The organism is Pseudomonas sp. P7779 (assembly GCF_013386315.1).
GTDB lineage: Bacteria > Pseudomonadota > Gammaproteobacteria > Pseudomonadales > Pseudomonadaceae > Aquipseudomonas.
Genome location: NZ_JACARZ010000074.1, coordinates 105,791 through 127,713 on the forward strand (window position 1 = coordinate 105,791; position 21,923 = coordinate 127,713).

The window sequence follows — 21,923 nt, forward strand, 5'->3', positions numbered from 1 at the left end:
TCAGTGAATGCGGATGACGGGGGCGGTCACGATGCTGCCGTAGTCATCGATGTAGCTCAGTTGCACTTCATCGCCGGCCTTTGCCTGGATCGGCAGCTCACGCGCTTCGCCTGGGCGCAGCACATCCGGCGCCTGGGTGATCGGCAGGCCGTTGAGCTTCAGTTCGCTGACCACCACGTGCAGCTTGGAGGCGTTATTGACGGCCAATGCACCCGCTTGGGCCTTCCAGTTCACTTGCGCCACCGCGTCCTTGAGCGAACCTTTGAGGCCGGCCGGGCGGTAGAACAGTTTGATCGTGGTCTTGAGCGCGATCTGCAGCACGTTCTTGCCTTTTTGATCGTCGCTCATGGCCGGGATTGCCTTGACGTTCATCAGGAACAGGCTTTCGCGGTCCTGGGGCACTTCTGGGCCACCGGTAAAAATGATGCGCAGGATATTTTCCTTGTCGGCATCCAGCCGGAACAGCGGCGGCGTGACGATAAAGTTATCGACGCTTTCCTCGTTGCCACTGCCGAAGTGGCTGACCCAGGACTGCACGAGGTAAGGCGAGGTGTCGTCGCGGTTGCTGACGCTCAGGTTGGCTTCGTTGGAAGCGCCGTCGTAGATCAGTCGCGTGGCGCCGACGGTGACGGCGGCGTTGGCGGCGCTGTGCCAGAGCGGCAGCAGGGCGAGCAGAAGATAGACTTTCAAACGCATGACAGGGGGACCTCCGGAAGCCCGCGGGCCGGCGCGCGAACGCCTGGCCCACGGTGTTGACGAGCAATTACTTGTAGGTAACGTCGAAGCTGGCCAGCGCGTGCACCTGACCGGTGCTGATGCCGGAGGTGGTCACCGCGTCGTCGCCTTCACCGGTGGTGGTGTCGGCGACGGTGCGCACGTAGGCAGCGGTAAAGTCGAAGGTATTGGACTGTGCACGCAGGTCGTAATCGGCGGTCGGCGTGTTCAGTGGCAGTTTGTTGCCGTTACGGGAGTCGGTGATCTGGATCGCGATGCCGCGCACCTGGTTTTCACCGGTCAGGCCCAGTAATGTCGGGTCGCTGGCGTCTTGCTGGCCGCTGAAGGTGATCGCGACGTTTTTACGGGTCGCGGTGCTGCAGTTGTCCAGGCTGATGGAAAACGGCTTAGCTTTATCGGTGAGCACCGAACCCACGGTGGGCGCGAAGTCAGCGATGCGCACCGGGTCCAGAGTCACCGACTTGTTCACGTCGCCGGTGGTGATGGTGCAGGCGTTATCGGTGACGGAACCGGTGAATTCGATCTGCCCGTCCGCCGCCTGAGCGGTGCCGGCCAGCAACCAGCAAGCGCCGCAGGCGAGGGTGAGTTGGCTCAGTTTGTTCAGCATTGCAGTGCCTCTTTTAAGAGAAGGAAGGTTGTCTGCCTACCCGTCAGGTAAGCCAATCCATAGTGCAATGCTGTGTTTTAGAGGCACATGAGACGAATCTTAAAAACTGGCGAACTGATGGCCGCCCGACCGCTGAGTCCATATAAGGCGCCGAGCGTGATATTCTGCGCGCCATCTTGGTCTAGCCTCTATCGAGTACGTACACCCGTATACGTCCCGGTGGTTAGCTGGCGCCCAGGTAGCTGAAGCCAATAATGATAAGAAGTCAGCGCAGAAGGGACATAAAAGTGAGGTCGATACGTCGGCCTTGTGTGCCCACCCTGCGGTCCCCGAATGAATGTGCACACCCCGCGGTGCGTTGCCTGGCGCAGCGTGATTGAGGGTTGCCCATGATCAGGGGCAGTGGGGCGGATGGCGTTTTATCATAGGTGCTACTGATGTTTAAAAAAGTAAACACTGCCCTGCTGGGGCTGGCTTTGTCGATGGGGATCACTTCCGTTCACGCGGAAGAGGCAAAGAAAGTCGATGTGCTGCTGATCGGCGGCGGCATCATGAGTGCAACCCTGGGTGTGTGGCTCAATGAGCTGCAACCGGATTGGTCGATGGAGATGGTCGAGCGCCTCGATGGCGTGGCCGAAGAAAGCTCCAACGGCTGGAACAACGCCGGTACCGGTCACTCGGCTTTGGCTGAGCTGAACTACACCCCGGAAGACAAGAACGGCAACGTTGAGATCCCGAAAGCGGTCGAGATCAACGAAGCGTTCCAGATCTCCCGTCAGTTCTGGTCCTGGCAGGTTCAGCAGGGCGTCCTGAAGAACCCGCGTTCGTTCATCAACTCCACTCCGCACATGAGCTTCGTGTGGGGCGATGACAACATCAAGTTCCTGAAGAAGCGTTACGAAGCGCTGCAGGCGAGCCCGCTGTTCGCCGGCATGCAGTACTCCGAGGACCCGGCGCAAATCGCCAAATGGGTTCCGCTGATGATGGAAGGGCGTGACCCGAACCAGAAAATCGCGGCCACCTGGACCCCGATCGGTACGGACGTGAACTTCGGCGAGATCACGCGCCAGTTCGTCGCTCACCTGCAAACTACGCCGAAGTTCGACCTGAAACTGTCGAGCGAAGTGCAGGACATCACCAAGAACGCCGATGGCACCTGGCGTGTCAGCTACAAGAACCTGAAAGACGGCACCAAGACTGAAACCGACGCCAAGTTCGTGTTCATCGGCGCGGGCGGCGGTGCACTGCACCTGCTGCAGAAGTCGGGCATTCCTGAAGCCAAGGAATACGCGGGCTTCCCTGTTGGCGGTTCGTTCCTGGTCACCGATAACCCAACGATTGCCGAGCAGCACCTGGCCAAGGCCTACGGTAAAGCTTCCGTTGGCGCACCGCCGATGTCGGTTCCGCACCTGGACACCCGCGTGCTGGATGGCAAGCGCGTGATTCTGTTTGGCCCATTCGCTACCTTCTCGACCAAGTTCCTGAAAGAAGGCTCGTACCTGGACCTGCTGACCAGCACCACCACCCACAACATCTGGCCAATGACCAAAGTCGGTATCCGCGAATACCCACTGGTCGAGTACCTCGCCGGCCAACTGATGCTGTCGGATGACGACCGCTTCAAGGCGCTGCAAGAGTACTTCCCGAACGCCAAGAAAGAAGACTGGCGCCTGTGGCAGGCCGGTCAGCGTGTGCAGATCATCAAGCGTGACGAAGAGCAGGGCGGCGTCCTGAAACTCGGTACCGAAGTGGTCAGCTCCGCCGACAACACCATCGCCGGCCTGTTGGGTGCATCGCCAGGCGCGTCCACCGCGGCTCCGATCATGCTGACCGTGCTGCAGAAAGTGTTCAAGGAACAGGTTGCTTCCCCGGCCTGGCAGGAAAAGCTGCACCAGATCGTGCCTAGCTACGGCACCAAGCTGAACGACAGCCCTGAAGCTGTGGCTAAAGAATGGGCCTACACCGCCAACATTCTGCAGCTGACGCCTCCACCTGCGATTCCGCAGCTGACTGCTCCGAAAGCCACCGAGGCTGCAAAGCCTACGGCTGAGCCGAGCAAGCCAGCTTCTGACCTCGCGCTGTAAGACGTTGGTGAGGTCCTGATTCAGGGCCTGCGCAACGTAAAAAGCCCGCTGAACCGGTGACGGTCAGCGGGCTTTTTTGCAGGTGTCACCAATGAGCGGGTACTTCGACCTGCCGCTCTGCAGCTGCCAACGCTGCCTTCAGTCCCTCTTTATCCAGAGGTATGCAGTACGCCGGCTTGGCGCGTTCAAACCGCCAGCTCTCATCCAGCCCACCGGCATCTACTGCGTCGAAGCCGATCTCGTCCAGCAGGGCGATGACTTGCGCCTTGGCTGCCGGGTCATCCGCCGCGACCGGGAGCGCGCGTCGGTCGGGTGCGCCGCGGCTGCGAGCATCCTGGGTCAGGTCCGGCGCCAGGATAGCGTTGAACACTTTTACCACATTTGATTGCGACAGGTGCTCGGCCACTAACCGGCTGGTGGTGGTTTCAAAGCGGTCGAGCACGGGAATATGGCCGTCGCGGTTCGGGTAGTAGTTGTTGGCATCCATCACGGTTTTGCCTTCCAGCCACTGCGCCGGCACGCTGCGGTAATGTTCGAACGGAATCGCCAGCAGGACCAGTTCGCCAAATTGCGCGGCGTCTTGCGCAGTACCCACTTGAACCCCACGAATGCCACTCAGCACGCTGCTCATCGACTGCGGGCCGCGGGAGTTGCTCAACATCACTTCATGGCCGGCCGCCAACGCCAACTGCGCAACGGCGCGTCCGATAAAGCCTGCTCCGATGATGCCAATTTTCATGTCGGTGCTCCTGAGTTGAGAGAGACGTTATGATGATTGGCTACTGGATGAGGATAAATGGCCGTTCTGGTCTTGGTGTTGTTACTCGGAGTTGTGAATGATGGACCGCCTTTCAAGCATGAGTGCCTTTGTGATGGCTGCCGAACTGGGGTCCTACGCCCGTGCTGCCGAACGCCTGGGAATGTCGCCGCAGATGGTAGCCAAGCATGTGGCGGCGCTGGAGCGGCGGCTGGGCGCACGCCTGCTCAACCGCACCACACGCCGGCAAAGCCTGACGGAGTTGGGAAGCGCGTACTACGAGCGCTGCAAACATATCCTGACAGAGGCAGAGGCCGCAGACTCCCTCGCCCAGATCATGAATGACACACCACGGGGCAAGCTCAAGATCAGCGCCCCGGTGACTTTTGGCTCCTACAGCCTGATGCCACTGGTGACCGAATTTTTACGCGACAACCCCGAGGTGGAAATCGACCTGCACCTGACCGACCGGTTTGTCGACCTGGTGGAGGAGGGCTACGAAGTGGCGTTCCGTATCGGCCCGCTGGCGAACAGCAGCCTCACCGCCCGGCCGCTGCAGCCCTACCGCCTGGTGGTCTGTGCGGCACCCAAATACCTGGCCGAGCGCGGCACGCCGCTGACGCCCGCTGACCTTGAACACCACGAGTGCCTGGGATACGCCTACTGGTCACGTCCGGCTGATCGCGAATGGTCGTTCTACCAAGGCGCCGTCCTGCACAAGGCCCAGGTCGCCAGCCGCCTGCACGTGAATGAAAGCCGGGCCTTGATGTCGGCCGCGCGGGATGGTTTCGGGGTTGTGCTGGGGCCTGAGGATTTCTTACGCTCGGCGCTCAAGAGCGGTGAGTTGGTGCGAGTGCTGCCGGACTATGAGGCGCCAAGTCGGCAGATGCATTTGCTCTACACCGCGAATCGCCAGCGCACCGCCAAGCTGCGGCGATTTGTCGATGCGGTGCTGTTGCGTTTCGGACCACCCTAGACGCTGAAGCCGGCCTTGACCTGCTCATACAGATGCAGTGCCAACAGGTTGCTGCTGTCGCCAAGCAGGTACAGGTGATGCAGCGGCAGCGGCGGCAGTTCAGCTCCAGCAATCTGGCGCGTCAATCCCTTACCCATGCGGCTTTCTTCCACCAACCCCACCGCCATGCCACTGCGGATACACGCTTCAACAGCGGGCGAACTCGCGCTTTCCAGCAGCACCCGATAGTAAGTGCCGTGCTCCTTCAGCGCTCGAATCGCTGCAGTGCGATAAGGGCAACCTGTCAGTTGCACGGCAATCGGCAGTGGCGCCTGCGGTGGGCAGCTGAAGTGTTCGGCGGCCACCCACAGCGGCTGGATTTCTCCCAGGCGCTCGCCTTGTTCCAACGGCTGGGCGCTGACAATCAGGGCCAGGTCCAGCTGCCTGCTGGCGAACAGCGTGAGCAGTTCGCCACTGGAGCGCGCTTCTACCTCCAGTTCCAGCAATGGGTTGTCGGCGACCAGGCGGGGCAGGAACTCCTGCATGAAGTCTGGCGCGTAAGAATCAGGCAAACCCAGGCGAATCTTGCCCTGCATGCGTTGCGGCGTGAGGGAGGCCAGCAAGCGGTCGTGGCTCTTGAGGAATTCGGTGGTTTCGCCCAGGAGTTTCTTGCCGTACATCGTCAGTTCAACCCCCTGGTTGCTGCGGCTGAACAGGCGTTGGCCGACCTGGTCTTCGAGCTTCTGGATCTGCGTGGTCACCGTCGAGGCACTGCGATGCACATGATTGGCCGCTTCGTTGAATCGCTGGAAGCGGGCCACCGCGTGGAAAGTGCGCAACAGGTCAATATTCAGTTGTTTGCTCATGATTCCACTTTTAAGGATTAGTGGTACAGATTATTCAAATATACAGAATCATGCGCGGCACTTAGCCTTTTGGTCAATCAATCGAACCGGAGGCTCAATGAAGCGATCAACCGTGGGGCGGTTGCTGTTACAGGCGGTGTTCGTGCTGTCGTGGAGTTCGGGGTTTATCGGCGCGAAACTGGCGACCCGGAGTGATGGCGTGTTCAACGTGCTGTTCTGGCGTTTCTTGCTGGTATCGTTGTGCCTGGCGCTGTTTTTGAACGTGCGGCTGCTGAAGGTTTCCTGGGCACAGATCCGCCATCACGCGGTGGTGGGTTTCCTCTCGCAGTTTCTCTATTTGACCTGTGTCTACGTGGCGATCCAGAACGGTTTGCCGCCGGGGATTGCGGCGATCATCGCGGCCCTGCAGCCATTGATGACGGCGGCGCTGTCATCGGGTAGCCACGCCGAACGCAGCGGCGGCTGGCAGTGGCTGGGGTTGATGATCGGTTTTGCCGGCGTGTCGATCGTCATCTTCGGGCAATACCGCAACAGCGGGGCCGAAGTCGGGTGGGTCATGTATGCATTGCCCCTGGTGTCGGCACTCGGTCTGACCGTGGCCACGCTGTACGAACGGCGGGCGGCCCGCACTGACTCCGGCGGCCTGAGCCTGGCGTTGTTTATCCAGTCGTTGCTGACCTTGATCGGCTTTGCTGCAGCGGTGCTGTACACCGATACGCTGAGCATTCCGCGGACCCCCGACGTATTGATCTCCATCGTTTGGCTGACGGTGTTCTCTACCTTCGTGGCTTACCTGAGCCTGTGGATGTTGTTGCGCGTAATGACGGCTACCCATGTGGCGACATTGGTGTACCTGGAGCCTCCCGTGACACTGGTGTGGGCGGCACTGATGTTTGGCGATGAGATTCATGCGTCGACGTATGCAGGGATCTCCGTGGTGGTGGCCGGGCTGATTCTGGTGCGACTGAAACAGCCGGTCGCAGTCTGTGCCTCTTGAAAAGGTCAGTTTTTCTTTACCTGCTGTCTGCCCGTGGGTTCAGCAAGCTGACAGTTGGCACCTGTTAAAAAGTCTTATGGCCAAGCAGGAGCGCGGCTGGAACAAGGGGGCATTTTTTTTACCGGTATAAACGCTGGGCGGTTACGCCCGAGGATTCTGTATGTTGTTACGTTATGCGGCATTGGCGGCTTTGGTCGTCGCGGCTTCCGGGTGTGTAGAGGAGCGGGTCGTGCATGATCGACGACCGGTGCAGCGTGAATATGTAGAAGTCGTCGCGCCGCAACCGCCGCCGGTGCAGGTCATCGAGGTCGAGCCCGAAGGGCGGCCAGGTTACCTGTGGTCGCGTGGCTACTGGCGTTGGGAAGGCGGGCGCTATGTGGCGGTTCACGGCCACTGGGAGCCTGTACGGCCAGGTTATCGTTATGTTCACCCGCATTGGGAGCAGCGTAACGACGGCTATCACTGGCAGGGCGGCGGTTGGGTTCGCTGACCGTTTTCCGATGGCTTAAATCGGCTTCTTCGTACCCAGAAGCCGAACTTCCCTGAGCAGCGCCGCGCCCAACTGGCCGGTGCCAAGCTCCTTGTAACCTACTGCTTTAACATCGCCATTCTCTTCCGCCTGGATGAGGATCACCGGTGTTTCCTTGCCGGTGCCTTCGTCGACATGCATGGCGTACTGCGGGATATCCAGCTTGATCGGCGTGCCTGCCGCCTTGCCCTTCACATTGATCAGAAACGCCGCACAACCGGTATCCACATCCTGACTGGTAGCGGAACGGCCGCTGACGAAGCAGGTGTCGGGCAGGTCGGGCCAGGTGATGGCTTCGGCGAGGGTCAATGGGGACGTTAATGCCAGGCCGGCGAGAAAAAGCGTGCGCACGTTGGTCTTGTCTCTGGATAAAGTCAGTAAGGGCATTTTCTACCAAAGCCTTGACGCTTCTGCAACGCGACGCCTCAGGTCAGCCGCCGCATGCCGGTAGCCTTGGCCGCGCTGACATCAAATGTCGCCGTATATTCACAGCCTGCTGCGTGGGCGCAGCGTTCAATCAGGCAGTCGGCGAAATCGGCCCTGGTGCTTGTAAATCGCCGGAGTGCCTGCCAGATCACGTCGGCGTGCTCTACGGTCAGTTCGCGGGTACGCAGCAGCGTCTCCAGGACCGCAACCACTTCACTCTTGGCTGACTGGTAACTGGACTGCAGGACCCACACCAATTCCACTACTGAAACCAGGCTGACAAAACCCGGCGAGGCAGTGGTGAGCGACTCGATCAGTCTGGATGCCTTTGGCGATTGGACGGGATCATCCTGGGTGACGTAACGCACCAGCACATTGGTATCCAGTCCAATCATCGTGCTTTGGTTCCCTGTGCAGCGATGGCCAGGTTCATTTCTTCGATGCTGACGGGCTTGGCGGGTTTGCGGATCAGCCCTTTGAGGTCCAACACAGTCTTGCTGGCCGCGATGATCGCAAACTTGCCCTCTTCCATTTCGACGAATTCGACCCGGTCGCCAGTGTTCAGCCCAAGTGCGGCCCTGACTTGAACGGGAATGGTTATTTGGCCTTTTGAAGTGAGTGTGGCGGTAGCCATGTTGAAAGCCTCTCTCGTGATACTCCTTACCTTAGGGTAAGGAATAGTGGAGGGCAAGATCCATTGGTCCATAGGTTACTCATCTGGCGTGGGTGGGTCGGAACAGGTAAAACGATAGTCCGAACGTTTCCCGTCGACACGCCTGAAACCAGCCTTAAGAGATACAACATATGACCGACCGCCACCTCATCATCCCCACTTCCATGCACCCCATCGTCGAGCGCGCCGGCTACGTCCCGGCGGTAAAAGTCGGCAAGACCCTGTACTGCGCAGGACAGGTCGGCCGCACGGAACACCTGGAAGTCATCACCGATCCCGAGGCACAGTTCGTCGCCGCCTGGGAGAGCCTGCGCCTGGTATTGGAGGAGGGGGGCTGTACGTTTGAAGACGTGGTCGACATGACCACCTACCACGTGAACATGAGCGAGCACATGGCGGTTTTCCGTGAAGTGAAAAACCGCCTGTTCCCTCGCGGGTTGTGCGCCTGGACGGTCATTGGCGTATCAGAACTGGCCAACCCGGGCTTGCTGCTGGAGATCAAGTGCGTAGCGGTTCAGCGCTGACTCACTGCACCACGCGGTAGCACGGCACGTAGGCGGCGCCGCCTGGCAGTTTCATCCGGTGCTGCTCTACGAACGCCTTCAGCAACTCATCCAGCGGTTTCATGATCGCCGGGTCGCCATGAATCTCATACGGCCCGTTCTGCTCGATCAGGCGGATGCCCTTGTCCTTGACGTTGCCCGCCACAATCCCCGAGAACGCCCGGCGCAGGTTGGCCGCCAGTTCATGGGGCGGCAGCGCGTGGCTCAGTTGCAGGCTGGCCATGTTGGCGTGGGTCGGGTCGAACGGGCGCTGGAAGCCCTCGTCGATCTTCAGCAGCCAGTTGAAGTGGAACGCGTCGTTGCGCTCGCGGCGGAACTGTTTGACCGCTTTCAAGCCGGCGGTCATCTGCCGTGCCACCTCAGCCGGGTCGTCAATGATGATCTGGTAATGAGCCTGGGCCGCTTCGCCCAGGGTCGCGCCGACGAACGCGTGCAACTGTTGCAGGTACGGCGCGGCGTGTTTCGGCCCGGTGAGGATCACCGGGAACGGCACGTCGCGGTTGTCCGGGTGCATCAGGATGCCCAGCAGGTACAGGAACTCTTCGGCGGTGCCGGCGCCGCCCGGGAAGATGATGATGCCGTGGCCGACGCGCACGAAGGCTTCCAGGCGCTTTTCGATGTCCGGCAAAATCACCAGCTCATTGACGATCGGGTTCGGCGCCTCGGCGGCGATGATCCCCGGCTCGGTCAGGCCCAGGTAACGCCCGCCGGTAATGCGTTGCTTGGCGTGGGAAATGGTCGCGCCCTTCATCGGGCCTTTCATCACGCCGGGGCCGCAGCCGGTGCACACGTCGAGGCTGCGCAGGCCGAGTTCGTGGCCGACTTTCTTGGTGTATTTGTATTCTTCGGTATTGATCGAGTGCCCGCCCCAGCACACCACGATCTTCGGCTCGACGCCCGGGCGCAGGGTGCGGGCGTTGCGCAGCAGGTGGAACACGTAGTCGGTGATGCCCTGGGAGCTGCTCAGGTCGATGCGCTGGCTGTCCAGTTCGTTTTCGGTGTAGACGATGTCACGCAGGGCGCTGAACAGCATCTCCCGGGTACTGGCGATCATTTCACCATCGACGAACGCGTCAGCCGGTGCATTCAACAGTTCCAGGCGCACGCCACGGTCCTGCTGGTGGATGCGCACTTCGAAATCTTTATAGGCGTCGAGGATGGTCTTGGCGTTGTCGATGTGCGCGCCGGTGTTGAGGATGGCCAGGGCGCATTGACGGAAGAGGGTGTAGATGCTGCCGGTACCGGCTTCGCTCAGTTGCTGGACTTCACGTTGCGACAGCGTTTCAAGGCTGCCTTTAGGGCTTACGGAGGCATTGATGACTTGTCTTTGGGGCATTCTGATTCCCTGAAAGCACAGCCACCGGACCAGGCATGGCCAGTGGCTTGAGGATAGTGCGCGCCGTTTTCGGTCGCATTGGACTGGCATTTTCCCCGGCACTGGAGCCGAGCGCAAACACCGTCGCGCACCATCATGCCGCAGAAGTTACTGAATCAGCTTCCAGTTTTTGTAGAAAAACCGACGCAGGGTAAAGACTGCTCCGGCAAAGGCCGCGATCAGGCCGTTGAGCACGGACGGCACCAGGGTCGGTCGCACGATGTCGATGAACAGGCAGTAGCGCTTGGCGTCGTTCTTGTTGAAGGAGGCATGCATCAGCGTGTCATCGAAGATAAACAGTGGATCATCGTGCCAGTAGTGTTTGTGCTTGCCGACCTGGATGTAGACGCCGTCGTGATGGGGCGCCGGTGCCATGTTGTAGAGCACGCGGAACATCATGCGCAGCGGGCCGAAGTGAAACGAGGTGGAACGGTTTTCGTTGAATACCGACACGCCGATGGTTTTCACGTAGGGCAGTTTTTCCCGCAGTTGCGGGATATCCAGGGTGGTCTCGATCGGGCGGCCGTACCATTGGAAAAACAGCATGCCGCGTTTTTTCTCGGCCATGCGCTCGTCCAGGTACTGGATGATCTCGTCTTTGTTGGCCATGGCGTCGTCGATCACCTTTTGCAGGTCTTCGCGCCAGGCGGGCGGCAGGTCGTTCATTTTATAAACGTGGCGATTGCGCTGGCTCAACAGGTCAAACAGCGTGTTGAACGGCGCCAGCAACCAGGTATTGCGGCCGTTGCCGATGAAATACTTTTTGATGGTCGCGCCGTCGTACAGGCCATTGCGCAGGAAATCGTACAGGCCGCAGAACACCACCAGCAGCAGAAACACCAGGGTGGTCTTGGGGAAGCAATAAATGAACAGCAAGACGCCAAGGACCCATGCGGCGGACGCCAGGCGTTTGCGGATGACACTCTTACTCATGAAACTGGGCTCCATCGGACGGTCTTCGATTGCTTCAAAACCGTCCGCGGTTGACTGGCAGGCCAGGCAAAGGCGTCAGTCAACCCGTGGGCATCATGCCCGAGCTGAAACATATCGAAATAATATGGTCATGATAGGGTGTTATCGCCCTCACGTGGCGTTTTAAATGCTGGAAATTTGTGAAGTCACTGCACAGATTTTTACCGCTGTCCCCCCTAAAATGCCTCGGCGGATGGCCAGGCTGGCGGTGTTGCGGATAGCATTTTGTGAACAGAAGATTTGCGACTATCGTGACGCTTCGGTTTTCCGGGCGTCATAGACCCGTACGATTGACGCTGTAATGGCCACCATTGGCCTTCGGCACCTTGGAAGAGGCAGAAATTTTATGATCATCAAACCGCGGGTTCGTGGCTTTATCTGTGTGACCGCTCACCCGGTTGGCTGTGAAGCGAATGTCAAAGAGCAGATCGACTACGTGACCGAACACGGTGCCATTGAAGGCGGCCCGAAAAAGGTGCTGGTCCTCGGGGCTTCCACCGGCTACGGCCTGGCCGCGCGCATCAGCGCTGCCTTTGGCTGCGGCGCCGACACCCTGGGCGTGTTTTTTGAGAAAGAAGGCGAAGAAGGCAAGCTCAGCTCTGCCGGCTGGTACAACAGCGCCGCCTTCGAGAAGTTTGCGCTGGAAAAAGGCCTGTACGCCAAGAGCATCAACGGCGATGCGTTCTCTGACGAGATCAAGCGCCTGACCATCGAAACCATCAAGAAAGACCTCGGCAAGATCGACCTGGTGGTCTACAGCCTGGCCGCGCCACGCCGTACCGACCCGCAAGGCGTGGTGCACAACTCCACCCTGAAGCCGATCGGCAAGGCTGTGACCCTGCGCGGCATCAACACCGACAAGGGCGTCGTGGTCGACACCACCCTCGAACCGGCCACCCAGGAAGAAATCGACGGCACCGTGAAAGTCATGGGCGGCGAAGACTGGCAGCTGTGGATCGACGCCCTGCGTGACGCCGACGTGTTGGCCGAAGGCGCCAAGACCACTGCGTTCACCTACCTCGGCGAGAAGCTGACCCAGGACATCTACTGGAACGGCTCCATCGGCGAAGCCAAGAAGGACCTGGACAAGAAAGTCCTGACCCTGCGCGAAAACCTCGCGGCGCTGAAAGGCGACGCCCGTGTGTCGGTACTCAAGGCAGTAGTGACCCAGGCCAGCTCGGCGATCCCGATCATGCCGCTGTACCTGTCGTTGCTGTTTAAAGTGATGAAAGAGCAGGGCACCCACGAAGGTTGCATCGAGCAGGTCTACGGCCTGTTCAAGGACAGCCTGTATGGCAAAGAGCCCAAGCTCGACGCCGACGGCCGCCTGCGCGCCGACCTCGCGGAACTTGAGCCTAAGGTTCAGGACGCGGTAGCGGCCCTGTGGAATCAGGTCTCCGATGACAACGTCAACGAGATCAGCGATTTTGCCGGCTACAAGGCGGAATTCCTGCGCCTGTTCGGTTTCGAGATCGATGGCGTGGACTACGACGCTGACGTGAATCCGACCGTGAAGATCAAGGGCCTGATTCAGGCTTAAGCGCTTGCGGTAACGAAGAAGCGGCCTCCAGGGGCCGCTTTTTTGTGCGCGTCATGCCAGACTGCGGCCGTTATCACACCCACGCTAACGGAGGATCTACATGACGATTCGTGCAGTCGTTTTTGATTTCGGCGGTGTCCTGTTCGACTGGAACCCGCACCATCTCTACCGCCAGCTGATTACCGACGACCGGGAGCGCCAACGGTTCCTGGACACCGTCTGCACCCAGGCCTGGAACACCGAGCAGGACGCCGGGCGCAGTCTGGCTGAGGGCACCCGCGCGCTGATCGCCGAACATCCGCAGCATGCACCACTGATCCAGGCGTACTACGACCGCTGGCACGAGATGCTGCGTGGTTCATTGCCGGAGGGCGTGGCGATACTCGAAGCGTTGCATGAGGCGAAGATGCCGCTGTTCGGCCTGACCAACTGGTCCGCCGAGACCTTTCCCTATGCCCGCGCCCACTATCCCTTCCTGCAGTATTTTCGCGACATCGTGGTGTCCGGCGAAATCAAGCTGATCAAGCCCGATCCTGCGATTTACCACGCCAGCCTGGCGCAGGTGCGCGCCCATTTGCCGGATATCCAGCCGGGTGAAGTGGTGTTTATTGACGATGTAGCCGGCAATACCGAGGCGGCCACTGCGCTGGGTTGGCAGGGGATTCACCACGTGTCTGCCGCGCAGACCCGTGAGCGCTTGATCGAGCTGGGGGTGAGCCTCTAGCGCGCCCATTTCTCCATGACGAAGTCCACAAACGCCCGCAGCTTGGGCAGGCGATAGCGGTCCTGGGCGTACAGCAAATGCATGGGCCGGCTGGGCAGTTGGTAGTCCGTCAGTAATGCCACCAGTTTCCCGGCCCGCAGGTCTGGCTCGACCAGGGCGTCAGGCAGCATCACGATGCCCATGCCTTCCAGGGCAGCCTGGCGCAAGGCCTGCGAACTGTTGATGGTCAATGAGCCGGAAACCGGAATTTCCACTTCGCCCTCTGCGCCGCGCATTCGCCACAACTTGTCGGCGTTGCGCCAATCGTCGGTCGCCGGGTAAGCGAACGCCAGGCAGTCATGTTGCTGCAGATCATCGGGGCGTTGAGGTGTGCCACGGCGCGCCAGGTACTCCGCAGAGGCGCAGAGGGTGATGGTGTAATCCTGCATGGGGCGGGCAATCAGGCTTGGCGCGTCCAGGTCGCCCAAGCGGATGGCCACGTCGAACCCGCTGTCGACCATGTCCATCCGCTGGTTGCTCAGAACCACGTACAGCTTGATCTGTGGGTAGCGCTGGGAAAATTCGCTGAGCGCCGGTGCCAGGCGTTCGGTGCCAAAGGCCGGTGGTGCGGTGATCCGCAGCAGGCCCTTGGGCACGTCACTGTTGGCTTGTTCGGCCATCTGCTCGGAGTCGGCCACCAGGCCCAGCACCTCCAGGCAACGCTGGTAATAAATCCCGCCAAACTCGGTCAGGCTTTGCTTGCGCGTGGTGCGCTTGAGCAGGCTGACGCCCAGGCGTTGTTCCAGCGCGCGCAGGTGATTGCCGACCATGGTGGTGGACATGCCGCACGCCTGCGCTGCCGCCGTCATGCTGCCGGCTTCCACCACTTTTACGTACACCGTCATCGCCTGGAACAGATCCATTATCAAGCCCTGGTTTAAAGTGATCGCAGTGTTGTGCAGTTTATCCAGCTCGGGTGGCTAACGATACTGGTGCCATCACTACGATGCACTGGAGCCTGATGCCATGACCGCCGCCTGCCTGATGACCACTTATCAACCGTCGCCCCTGAGCTTTACTCGAGGCCTTGGCACGCGCCTGTGGGACCAGCAGGGCCGTGAATACCTGGATGCGGTGGCAGGTGTGGCGGTGACCAACGTCGGTCATTCCCATCCGCGGCTGGTAGCGGCCATCAGTGAGCAGGCCGGTTTGCTGCTGCACACCTCCAACCTCTACAGCATCGACTGGCAGCAGCGCCTGGCCCAGCGCCTCACCCGGCTTTCCGGGCTGGACCAGGCGTTCTTCAACAACTCCGGTGCCGAAGCCAACGAAACGGCGCTGAAGCTGGCCCGGCTGCATGGCTGGAAAAAGGGTATCGAACAGCCGCTGGTGGTGGTGATGGAGAATGCCTTTCACGGGCGCACCCTGGGCACCCTGTCCGCCAGCGACGGGCCTTCCGTGCGGTTGGGATTTCAAAAACTGCCGGGGGACTTTATCAAGGTCGGCTTCGGTGACTTGAAGGCACTGGAGGCCGTGACCCGGGAGTTTGGCCCGCGCATTGTTGCGGTGCTGCTTGAGCCGATCCAGGGCGAAAGCGGCGTGCAAGTCGCGCCGCCGGGCTATCTGAAAGCCTTGCGCGAGCACTGCACCCGGCAAGGCTGGTTGTTGATGCTCGATGAGATCCAGACCGGGATCGGCCGTACAGGTCGCTGGTTTGCCTTCCAGCATGAAGGCATCGTGCCTGACGTGATGACTTTGGCCAAAGGCCTCGGCAACGGTGTGCCGATTGGCGCGTGCCTGGCCCGGGCCGCTGTTGCGCAACTGTTTACCCCCGGCAGCCACGGCAGCACCTTCGGCGGCAACCCGCTGGCCTGCCGTGTCGGTTGTACGGTGCTGGAGATCATCGAAGAACAAGGCCTGCTGGACAACGCGGCGCAACAGGGTGAGCGGCTGCTGGCGCGCCTGCGGGTGGAATTGAACGAGCATCCCCAGGTGCTGGCGATTCGCGGGCAGGGGCTGATGATCGGCATCGAACTGGCAACACCTCAGCGCGACCTGGCCCAGCGCGCGGCGCAAGAGCATGGCCTGCTGATCAACGTCACGCGGGGCAAGATCATTCGCCTGCTGCCGCCGCTGACCATCGATGCCAAGGAAGTGGAGATGATCGTACGCGCACTTTCCCGGCTTCTGGACTAAACACGGATGAGGCTGACGCGGAGCGTCACTGGCTGCATTCCCACGCAGAGCGTGGGAACGATCAGTCAAACGGGGTAGCCGGAGCCCACCTGCACCCCGTTCAGCCATTCCTGATTCAGGGTCTCGGTATCCCCCAGGTAATCCAGCAACCAGGCCATGGCCGGCGACAGTTTGTTCTGTGCCCAGGCCACGCACGACGGGCTGGCAGGGAAGGGCCGGGACAGTTGCAGGGCGCTCAGCTCGCCGCGCTCGATCCACGGCTGCACCAGGTGCGCCGGTGCCATGCCGACGCACAAGCCGTCCCGCAGGCAATCAATCGCCGAAGCCCAGTGCGGCACCACCAAACGACGCTGGTTATCCAGGGTCCAGGTGTCGCGCTTGGGCAGGTTGCGCGAGGTGTCGGTCATGCACAGGGAGGCGAAGGGCCGCAATTGGTCATCGCTGAGCAGGCCTTCGACCGCTGCCAGCGGATGCCGGCTGCTGACCACGCACAGCCAGTTCAGCAGGCCCATGTCACGAAATGTGAATTGACTGGCCACCGGCACCGCGCTGGTGGCGCCGATCACGATATCGGTGCGGTCATCGGCCAGGGCATCCCACACCCCGTTGTACACCTCGTAATCCAACAGCAATTCCACCTCCGGGAACTGCCGATAGAAATCCAGTACCAACTGCCGGCAGCGCTGCTGTTTAACGATGGAATCCACCGCGACTTTCAACTGGCCACTCCAGCCATTTGCCACTTGCTGGCACAGCCGGCGGGTGCCGAGCATTTTTTTCATGACGCCGCGGGCTTCGTCGATGAACAATTTACCCGCGGGTGTCAGCTCCACATCCCGATGCCGTCGGACGAACAGCGGCACCGCCAGCCATTCTTCGAGTTGCCGCACGGTGTAGCTGATGGCTGACGGCACGCGGTGCAGTTCCTGGGCGGCGGCGCTGAAGCTGCCGTGGCGGGCCACTGCATCCACCACATCCAGGGAATATTCAGACCACATGGGGTTTGCCTTCAAAATTATTGATAAGAGTGTCCAATTATTATCGCTTCACAGGGATTTGCTCAGCTTCATAATAGGCGCCAGTCAGCAAATAGTTTGATGGCAGGTTATACAAGGCTTCAATGAAAAATTCTTTTGGATTCACCTGGTACCTGGCGGGGCTGAGCATGCTCGGCTATCTGGCCATGGATATGTACTTGCCGGCGTTTGGCGCCATGGGCGAGCAGCTGCAGATTTCCCCCGGCGCGGTGGGCGCGAGCCTGAGCATTTTCCTCGCCGGCTTTGCCGTCGGGCAGTTGCTGTGGGGGCCGCTATCCGACCGGTTGGGACGCAAGCCGGTGCTGCTTACGGGCCTTTCCCTGTTTGTGCTCGGCTGCCTGGGGATGTTCTGGGTCGAGACCGCACCGCAGCTGTTGGCCTTGCGTTTTGTCCAGGCGATTGGCGTGTGTTCCGCCGCCGTCAGTTGGCAGGCGCTGGTGATCGACCGCTACCCGGCGGACAAGGCCCATCGGGTGTTCGCCGGCATTATGCCGCTGATGTCACTGTCTCCGGCCCTGGCGCCATTGCTGGGAGCGCTGATGCTGAATCACTGGGGCTGGCAGGCGATTTTCGGTGTGTTGTTGGTGGTTTCGCTGCTCCTGCTGCTGCCTACGTTGTTTCTCAGGCCGCTGCCGAAACGCCTGACAACCGACGGCGAACCATCCCGACTCGGCTATGGGCAATTGCTCAAGTCGCGGGTGTTCACCGGCAACGTGATGATCTTTGCCGCATGCTCGGCCAGTTTCTTCGCCTGGCTTACCGCCTCGCCGTTCATCCTTGGCGGGATGGGCTACAGCCCGAATGACATCGGCTTGAGCTACGTATTGCCAACGCTGTCGTTCCTGATCGGTGGCTACAGTTGCCGCAGTGCGTTGCAGCGGTTCCAGGGCAAGACTTTGTTGCCGTGGCTGCTGCTGGCGTACTGCATCAGCATGGTCGCGCTGTACCTCGTCGCGACCTTGACCGTGCCGACGCTCGCCACCTTGCTGATTCCGTTCTGCCTGATGGCCCTGGTCAATGGCGCCAGCTACCCGATCGTGGTGGCGAATGCACTGATGCCGTTTGCGGAAAATTCCGGCAAGGCGGCGGCATTGCAGAACACCTTGCAGTTGGGGTTGTGCTTCCTGGCGAGCCTGATCGTGTCGTCAATGATCGACCAGCCGCTGTTGATCACTGCGATCGTGATGCTGGCGACCGCGCCATTGGCCGTGTTGGGCTACTGGCTGGCGCGACCGAAGGTCGACGATGGCGATGCCGACCTGGTGCGCGCCCGCTAGAACGTCACTTCCATGTTCACCGTCGGCGTTGACGTGCGGCTACCCCGGCCGCCGTCCACGCCGAACTTGTTATGCCAATACTCATACCCGACGCCCAGGTAGAGATTGGGCTTGACGCTTTTGCCCGGGCGCACCGCCACCATCAGCGCGGTGCGCATCAGGGTTTCCGGCGCCGTATCGCGGCCATGGAAGTCCTCGCCCTTTTCCCCGACGTGATTGATAAACCCCTGAAACTTCGCCCCGTGGTTGCCGATCTCGAAAGGCCGCATCCAGGTCAGGTTAAGCATGTAGGTATCGTCGAAGGTGTGATCGGGCTCTTTCGCACCGGGGATGCCGGAATGGTTCCTTTCCTTGTAGTACATCAGGCTCAGGTCCAGCACGCCGACGGTGTTGAACTTCAAGGTCGGGCCAATCACCAGTGCGCGTTTTTTCGCCGAGGCCAGGTTGTTGTTGCGGTTGGCGTCAAAGCCGAAGGTGAGGGCGTAATCCTTGATCACCCCGGTGCCCAGCGGCACATCGAATACCCGTGAGGCGTACAGCTGGTGCCGGTACACCGCATACACTTCGCTGCCGCCGTGGTCGGTACCCTTGCGCGGGTCGCGGCTGTCGGACAGGAACACATCGAGGTTCAGGTAGTTGCTGCCGTATTGGTAGCCGCTGGCGTGGGTGAAGCTGTAGATGCGCTTGCTGAATTCATCCGGGTTGTTCGGGTTGGTGAACTGCTGGCCGTAGCGAAATCCCAGGCTGTTGTTCATCCATTCCAGCGCGACAGCCTCCCCGCCGCCGAACAATGTGAGTAATACGGTTGCGCCGTGCAGTGCCTTTTTCATTGTTTTAATTCCTTTGGCGTTTTGGCTCATGGCGACCGCGCAAGGGTCGCCGGGCGCAGTATCGGCACATCCGTTGTGGGTTCCAAAGAACAGAATCTCGCCTGGGCCGATGCCGAAACGGCAGCACTGAAGCTGGCCTGAGAGTCAGGAAATACGTGGCGCCGAGAGCGTTTCCTGATGTTCGCGCAAGTTGATTTCTTCACTGAGCAGATGGGCCATGGCTTGCACCGCCATCGGCAAGTCCCGGTCTTTGCGGGCGTATAAGCCGAGGTTGCTGAAGATCCCGCCCTGGTCGCTGAGCGGAATGTGCAGCAGTTCGCCGCGGGCTAAATCTACCTCCACGCCAATGCGCGTCTGGAACGCGATGCCCAGTTGCTGGCGCGCCAGTTGCCGGGCCAGCTCCATCGAGTTGCTGTGCAGCAATGGCTTGTTTGTCGCCGCCGAACGCTTGTGCAGCGGTGCGATCAGGTGGTGAACCGAGAGCTCGCTCTTGGCCTGGATCACCCCGTGTTCACAGCAGCGCGCGTAACTCACGCTGCTTTCACCGGCCAACGGATGCCCCGGTGCCATCAACGCCCCCAGGCGGAAATGGCCGACACACACCTGGATGGTTTCGCTGCTGCGCGGTAAGGCAAAGGCCAACCCCAGGTCAGCCTGGCCGTTGACCACCGCACCGGGAATCGATTGCGAACCTTGTACCGTGACGCCAATGGTCACTTTCGGATAACGCTCACGCATGCGCTTGAGAGCGGCGGGCAGCAGTTCCACAGTGGCGCCCTCCACCGTGGCGATTTCCACATGGCCGGTCTGCACACCGTTCAAGCCATCCAGTTCACCGCGCACGCGCTCCACGTCCTGCAACAGGAAACTCACGTGGCGGGTCAGGATTTCCCCGGCCGCCGTCAGGCGCAGGCCGCCGGGCAGGCGCTCGAACAGCGCCGCGCCCACCTCGTCTTCCAGCTTGAGGATCTGCCGGTTCACCGCCGAAGACGCCACGTTCAGGCGGCGCGCGGCTTCGCGGATCGAGTGGCAGCGGCGAACCATGTCGAAGTAGTAAATCGCCGGGGCGTGGATGCGCAGCTTGCGGTTGAGCATTTTTTTCAAGTCCTTGTGCGCAGCGCTTCGAGCCACGGGGCCGGGCGGCTGAATGGATTTTTGTAACGGCGTTCAGGGTGTTCTTGTGAAAATGATTGTATACAACTCTATGGACATCCAATCTTTCTATTGCATACAGTGAGTGCACAACAAAAACAGAGAACCCCTCACCATGACTATCCCGAAGGCGTCACCGCAGCGGCCAGAAGATGAGAATCTCGGCGTCGCGGCCAACATGGCTTACGGCCTGCAGCATGTGCTCACCATGTACGGCGGCATCGTGGCTGTACCGTTGATCGTCGGCCAGGCGGCCGGGTTGTCGCCGGCCGATATTGGCCTGCTGATCGCTGCCTCGCTGTTTGCCGGAGGCCTGGCTACGCTGTTGCAAACCCTGGGCCTGCCGTTTTTCGGCTGCCAGTTGCCGCTGGTGCAAGGGGTGTCCTTTGCCGGGGTGGCGACCATGGTGGCGATTGTTGGCAGCGACGGTGCGGGTGGCATCCCGGCGATTCTCGGGGCGGTGATGGCCGCCTCCCTGATAGGCCTGCTGATCACCCCGGTGTTCTCGCGAATCACCAAATTCTTCCCGCCGCTGGTCACCGGGATTGTGATCACTACCATCGGCCTGACGTTGATGCCTGTCGCCGCCCGCTGGGCCATGGGCGGCAACAGCCGCGCCGCAGATTTCGGCAGCATGCCGAACATCGGCCTGGCGGCGCTGACCCTGGTGCTGGTATTGCTGCTGAGCAAGATCGGCAGCGCGACCATCTCGCGACTGTCGATCCTGCTGGCGATGGTGATCGGCACGGTTATCGCGGTGTTCCTCGGAATGGCTGACTTCTCCAGCGTGACCCAGGGCCCGATGTTCGGCTTTCCCACACCCTTCCATTTCGGCATGCCAACCTTCCATCTCGCGGCGATCATTTCCATGTGCATCGTGGTGATGGTGACGCTGGTGGAAACCTCGGCGGACATTCTTGCAGTGGGTGAAATCATCGACACCAAGGTCGACTCCAAGCGCCTCGGCAATGGCCTGCGTGCGGATATGCTGTCGAGCATGTTTGCGCCGATCTTCGGCTCGTTCACCCAGAGCGCGTTTGCACAGAACGTCGGACTGGTGGCGGTTACCGGGGTCAAGAGCCGTTATGTGGTCGCCACCGGTGGGATATTCCTGGTGATCCTCGGCCTGCTGCCGTTCATGGGGCGGGTGATTGCGGCAGTGCCGACTTCGGTGCTGGGCGGGGCCGGGATCGTGCTGTTCGGCACCGTGGCTGCCAGTGGTATCCGGACCTTGTCCAAGGTTGATTACCGCAACAACATGAACCTGATCATCGTCGCCACTTCCATCGGTTTTGGCATGATCCCGATTGCGGCCCCGAGTTTCTACGATCACTTCCCGAGCTGGTTCGCGACCATTTTCCATTCGGGGATCAGTTCGTCGGCGATCATGGCGATCCTGTTGAACCTGGCGTTCAACCACTTCACCACGGGCAACTCGGACCAGCAGTCGGTGTTTGTCGCCGGGACGGAACGCAGCCTGTGCTTCCAGGACGTGGCGGCGTTGCGGGACGGGGATTACTTCAGCGGCGGCAAGCTGTTTGATGCCGAGGGCAAGGAGATTCCGTTGCTGGAGGAAGTGCCGAAGAAAGCGGCCGTGCACGGCAGGGCACAGACCAGCGAGGTGTAACAGCCACAAAGAGTCCAATGTG

General features: G+C 60.6%; 23 protein-coding genes. 10 read left to right on the forward strand and 13 right to left on the reverse strand.

Going from position 1 to position 21,923, the window contains the following annotated elements; translation table 11 throughout:
* The gene (locus HX869_RS21415; protein ID WP_003218892.1) at window positions 1-696 is read right to left on the reverse strand and encodes a molecular chaperone; all 696 of its coding nucleotides are present in this window, start codon (window positions 694-696) and stop codon (window positions 1-3) included.
* Between the two features lie 67 nt (window positions 697-763).
* The gene (locus tag HX869_RS21420; RefSeq protein ID WP_003218890.1) at window positions 764-1,342 is read right to left on the reverse strand and encodes a fimbrial protein; all 579 of its coding nucleotides are present in this window, start codon (window positions 1,340-1,342) and stop codon (window positions 764-766) included.
* A 437-nt stretch (window positions 1,343-1,779) separates the two neighbouring features.
* Here HX869_RS21420 and mqo point away from each other — a divergent pair, with 437 nt between their 5' ends.
* A complete protein-coding gene (gene mqo, locus HX869_RS21425) occupies window positions 1,780-3,426 on the forward strand; it encodes a malate dehydrogenase (quinone) (protein WP_178903609.1) in 1,647 nt (548 codons plus the stop codon).
* Window positions 3,427-3,511: 85 nt separating this feature from the next.
* Here mqo and HX869_RS21430 read toward each other — a convergent pair whose 3' ends face one another.
* The gene (locus tag HX869_RS21430; protein WP_008437644.1) at window positions 3,512-4,165 is read right to left on the reverse strand and encodes an NADPH-dependent F420 reductase; all 654 of its coding nucleotides are present in this window, start codon (window positions 4,163-4,165) and stop codon (window positions 3,512-3,514) included.
* Window positions 4,166-4,262: 97 nt separating this feature from the next.
* On the opposite strand from HX869_RS21430, the gene HX869_RS21435 reads away from it, so the two are divergent.
* Window positions 4,263-5,159, forward strand: coding sequence for a LysR family transcriptional regulator (locus tag HX869_RS21435; RefSeq protein ID WP_173406091.1), 897 nt, complete (start codon window positions 4,263-4,265; stop codon window positions 5,157-5,159).
* On the opposite strand, the gene HX869_RS21440 is transcribed toward HX869_RS21435, so the two are convergent.
* Window positions 5,156-6,004: a LysR substrate-binding domain-containing protein gene (locus tag HX869_RS21440; protein WP_178903610.1), complete on the reverse strand. Its 849-nt coding sequence runs from the start codon at window positions 6,002-6,004 to the stop codon at window positions 5,156-5,158. The two genes, HX869_RS21435 and HX869_RS21440, sit on opposite strands and share 4 nt — an antisense overlap.
* A gap of 97 nt (window positions 6,005-6,101) precedes the next feature.
* Between HX869_RS21440 and HX869_RS21445 the strand changes: the two genes are divergently transcribed.
* Together HX869_RS21445 and HX869_RS21450 are read left to right on the forward strand one after the other, a co-directional pair.
* Window positions 6,102-7,001, forward strand: a complete 900-nt coding sequence (locus HX869_RS21445) for a DMT family transporter (protein ID WP_178903611.1) — start codon at window positions 6,102-6,104, stop codon at window positions 6,999-7,001.
* 160 nt (window positions 7,002-7,161) lie between these two features.
* A complete protein-coding gene (locus HX869_RS21450; RefSeq protein WP_023659079.1) occupies window positions 7,162-7,491 on the forward strand; it encodes a YXWGXW repeat-containing protein in 330 nt (109 codons plus the stop codon).
* Between the two features lie 15 nt (window positions 7,492-7,506).
* Here HX869_RS21450 and HX869_RS21455 read toward each other — a convergent pair whose 3' ends face one another.
* From HX869_RS21455 to HX869_RS21465, 3 genes are all read right to left on the reverse strand, one after another.
* Window positions 7,507-7,881, reverse strand: a complete 375-nt coding sequence (locus tag HX869_RS21455; protein WP_168197525.1) for a hypothetical protein — start codon at window positions 7,879-7,881, stop codon at window positions 7,507-7,509.
* Between the two features lie 74 nt (window positions 7,882-7,955).
* Complete coding sequence (locus HX869_RS21460; RefSeq protein ID WP_003218874.1) at window positions 7,956-8,351, reverse strand: PIN domain-containing protein; 396 nt, start codon at window positions 8,349-8,351, stop codon at window positions 7,956-7,958.
* Window positions 8,348-8,662 (reverse strand): AbrB/MazE/SpoVT family DNA-binding domain-containing protein, encoded by a 315-nt coding sequence (locus tag HX869_RS21465; RefSeq protein ID WP_178903612.1) that lies wholly within the window; start codon window positions 8,660-8,662, stop codon window positions 8,348-8,350. The genes HX869_RS21460 and HX869_RS21465 overlap by 4 nt, the downstream gene beginning before the upstream one ends.
* A 98-nt stretch (window positions 8,663-8,760) precedes the next feature.
* Here HX869_RS21465 and HX869_RS21470 point away from each other — a divergent pair, with 98 nt between their 5' ends.
* Entirely contained in the window at window positions 8,761-9,153 is a 393-nt protein-coding gene (locus HX869_RS21470; protein ID WP_003218870.1) for a RidA family protein, read from the forward strand.
* A 1-nt stretch (window position 9,154) separates the two neighbouring features.
* Here HX869_RS21470 and ppnN read toward each other — a convergent pair whose 3' ends face one another.
* Together ppnN and HX869_RS21480 are read right to left on the reverse strand one after the other, a co-directional pair.
* Window positions 9,155-10,528 carry a nucleotide 5'-monophosphate nucleosidase PpnN gene (ppnN, locus tag HX869_RS21475; RefSeq protein ID WP_088424477.1) on the reverse strand — a complete coding sequence of 458 codons (1,374 nt, stop codon included), beginning with the start codon at window positions 10,526-10,528 and terminating at the stop codon, window positions 9,155-9,157.
* Between the two features lie 147 nt (window positions 10,529-10,675).
* On the reverse strand, window positions 10,676-11,500 hold the full coding sequence (locus tag HX869_RS21480) for an aspartyl/asparaginyl beta-hydroxylase domain-containing protein (protein WP_177008102.1): 825 nt from the start codon (window positions 11,498-11,500) through the stop codon (window positions 10,676-10,678).
* Window positions 11,501-11,885: 385 nt separating this feature from the next.
* On the opposite strand from HX869_RS21480, the gene fabV reads away from it, so the two are divergent.
* Together fabV and HX869_RS21490 are read left to right on the forward strand one after the other, a co-directional pair.
* Complete coding sequence (gene fabV, locus HX869_RS21485; protein ID WP_003218863.1) at window positions 11,886-13,079, forward strand: enoyl-ACP reductase FabV; 1,194 nt, start codon at window positions 11,886-11,888, stop codon at window positions 13,077-13,079.
* A gap of 100 nt (window positions 13,080-13,179) precedes the next feature.
* Complete coding sequence (locus tag HX869_RS21490) at window positions 13,180-13,803, forward strand: HAD family phosphatase (protein ID WP_087693670.1); 624 nt, start codon at window positions 13,180-13,182, stop codon at window positions 13,801-13,803.
* Here HX869_RS21490 and HX869_RS21495 read toward each other — a convergent pair.
* Window positions 13,800-14,705, reverse strand: a complete 906-nt coding sequence (locus HX869_RS21495) for a LysR family transcriptional regulator (protein WP_102368413.1) — start codon at window positions 14,703-14,705, stop codon at window positions 13,800-13,802. The two genes, HX869_RS21490 and HX869_RS21495, sit on opposite strands and share 4 nt — an antisense overlap.
* A gap of 103 nt (window positions 14,706-14,808) precedes the next feature.
* Here HX869_RS21495 and HX869_RS21500 point away from each other — a divergent pair, with 103 nt between their 5' ends.
* A complete protein-coding gene (locus tag HX869_RS21500; protein ID WP_177054117.1) occupies window positions 14,809-15,978 on the forward strand; it encodes an aspartate aminotransferase family protein in 1,170 nt (389 codons plus the stop codon).
* A 65-nt stretch (window positions 15,979-16,043) separates the two neighbouring features.
* Here the strand turns inward: HX869_RS21500 and punR are convergent, their stop codons facing one another.
* On the reverse strand, window positions 16,044-16,976 hold the full coding sequence (gene punR, locus HX869_RS21505) for a DNA-binding transcriptional activator PunR (RefSeq protein WP_003218855.1): 933 nt from the start codon (window positions 16,974-16,976) through the stop codon (window positions 16,044-16,046).
* 122 nt (window positions 16,977-17,098) lie between these two features.
* Between punR and punC the strand changes: the two genes are divergently transcribed.
* Window positions 17,099-18,292, forward strand: a complete 1,194-nt coding sequence (gene punC, locus HX869_RS21510; protein ID WP_008437667.1) for a purine nucleoside transporter PunC — start codon at window positions 17,099-17,101, stop codon at window positions 18,290-18,292.
* On the opposite strand, the gene HX869_RS21515 is transcribed toward punC, so the two are convergent.
* Together HX869_RS21515 and HX869_RS21520 are read right to left on the reverse strand one after the other, a co-directional pair.
* Window positions 18,289-19,122 (reverse strand): nucleoside-binding protein, encoded by an 834-nt coding sequence (locus tag HX869_RS21515; protein WP_102368416.1) that lies wholly within the window; start codon window positions 19,120-19,122, stop codon window positions 18,289-18,291. The two genes, punC and HX869_RS21515, sit on opposite strands and share 4 nt — an antisense overlap.
* A 144-nt stretch (window positions 19,123-19,266) precedes the next feature.
* The gene (locus tag HX869_RS21520; protein WP_178903613.1) at window positions 19,267-20,217 is read right to left on the reverse strand and encodes a LysR family transcriptional regulator; all 951 of its coding nucleotides are present in this window, start codon (window positions 20,215-20,217) and stop codon (window positions 19,267-19,269) included.
* A gap of 172 nt (window positions 20,218-20,389) precedes the next feature.
* Between HX869_RS21520 and HX869_RS21525 the strand changes: the two genes are divergently transcribed.
* A complete protein-coding gene (locus tag HX869_RS21525) occupies window positions 20,390-21,901 on the forward strand; it encodes a nucleobase:cation symporter-2 family protein (RefSeq protein WP_003218845.1) in 1,512 nt (503 codons plus the stop codon).
* Window positions 21,902-21,923: the final 22 nt, after the last annotated feature.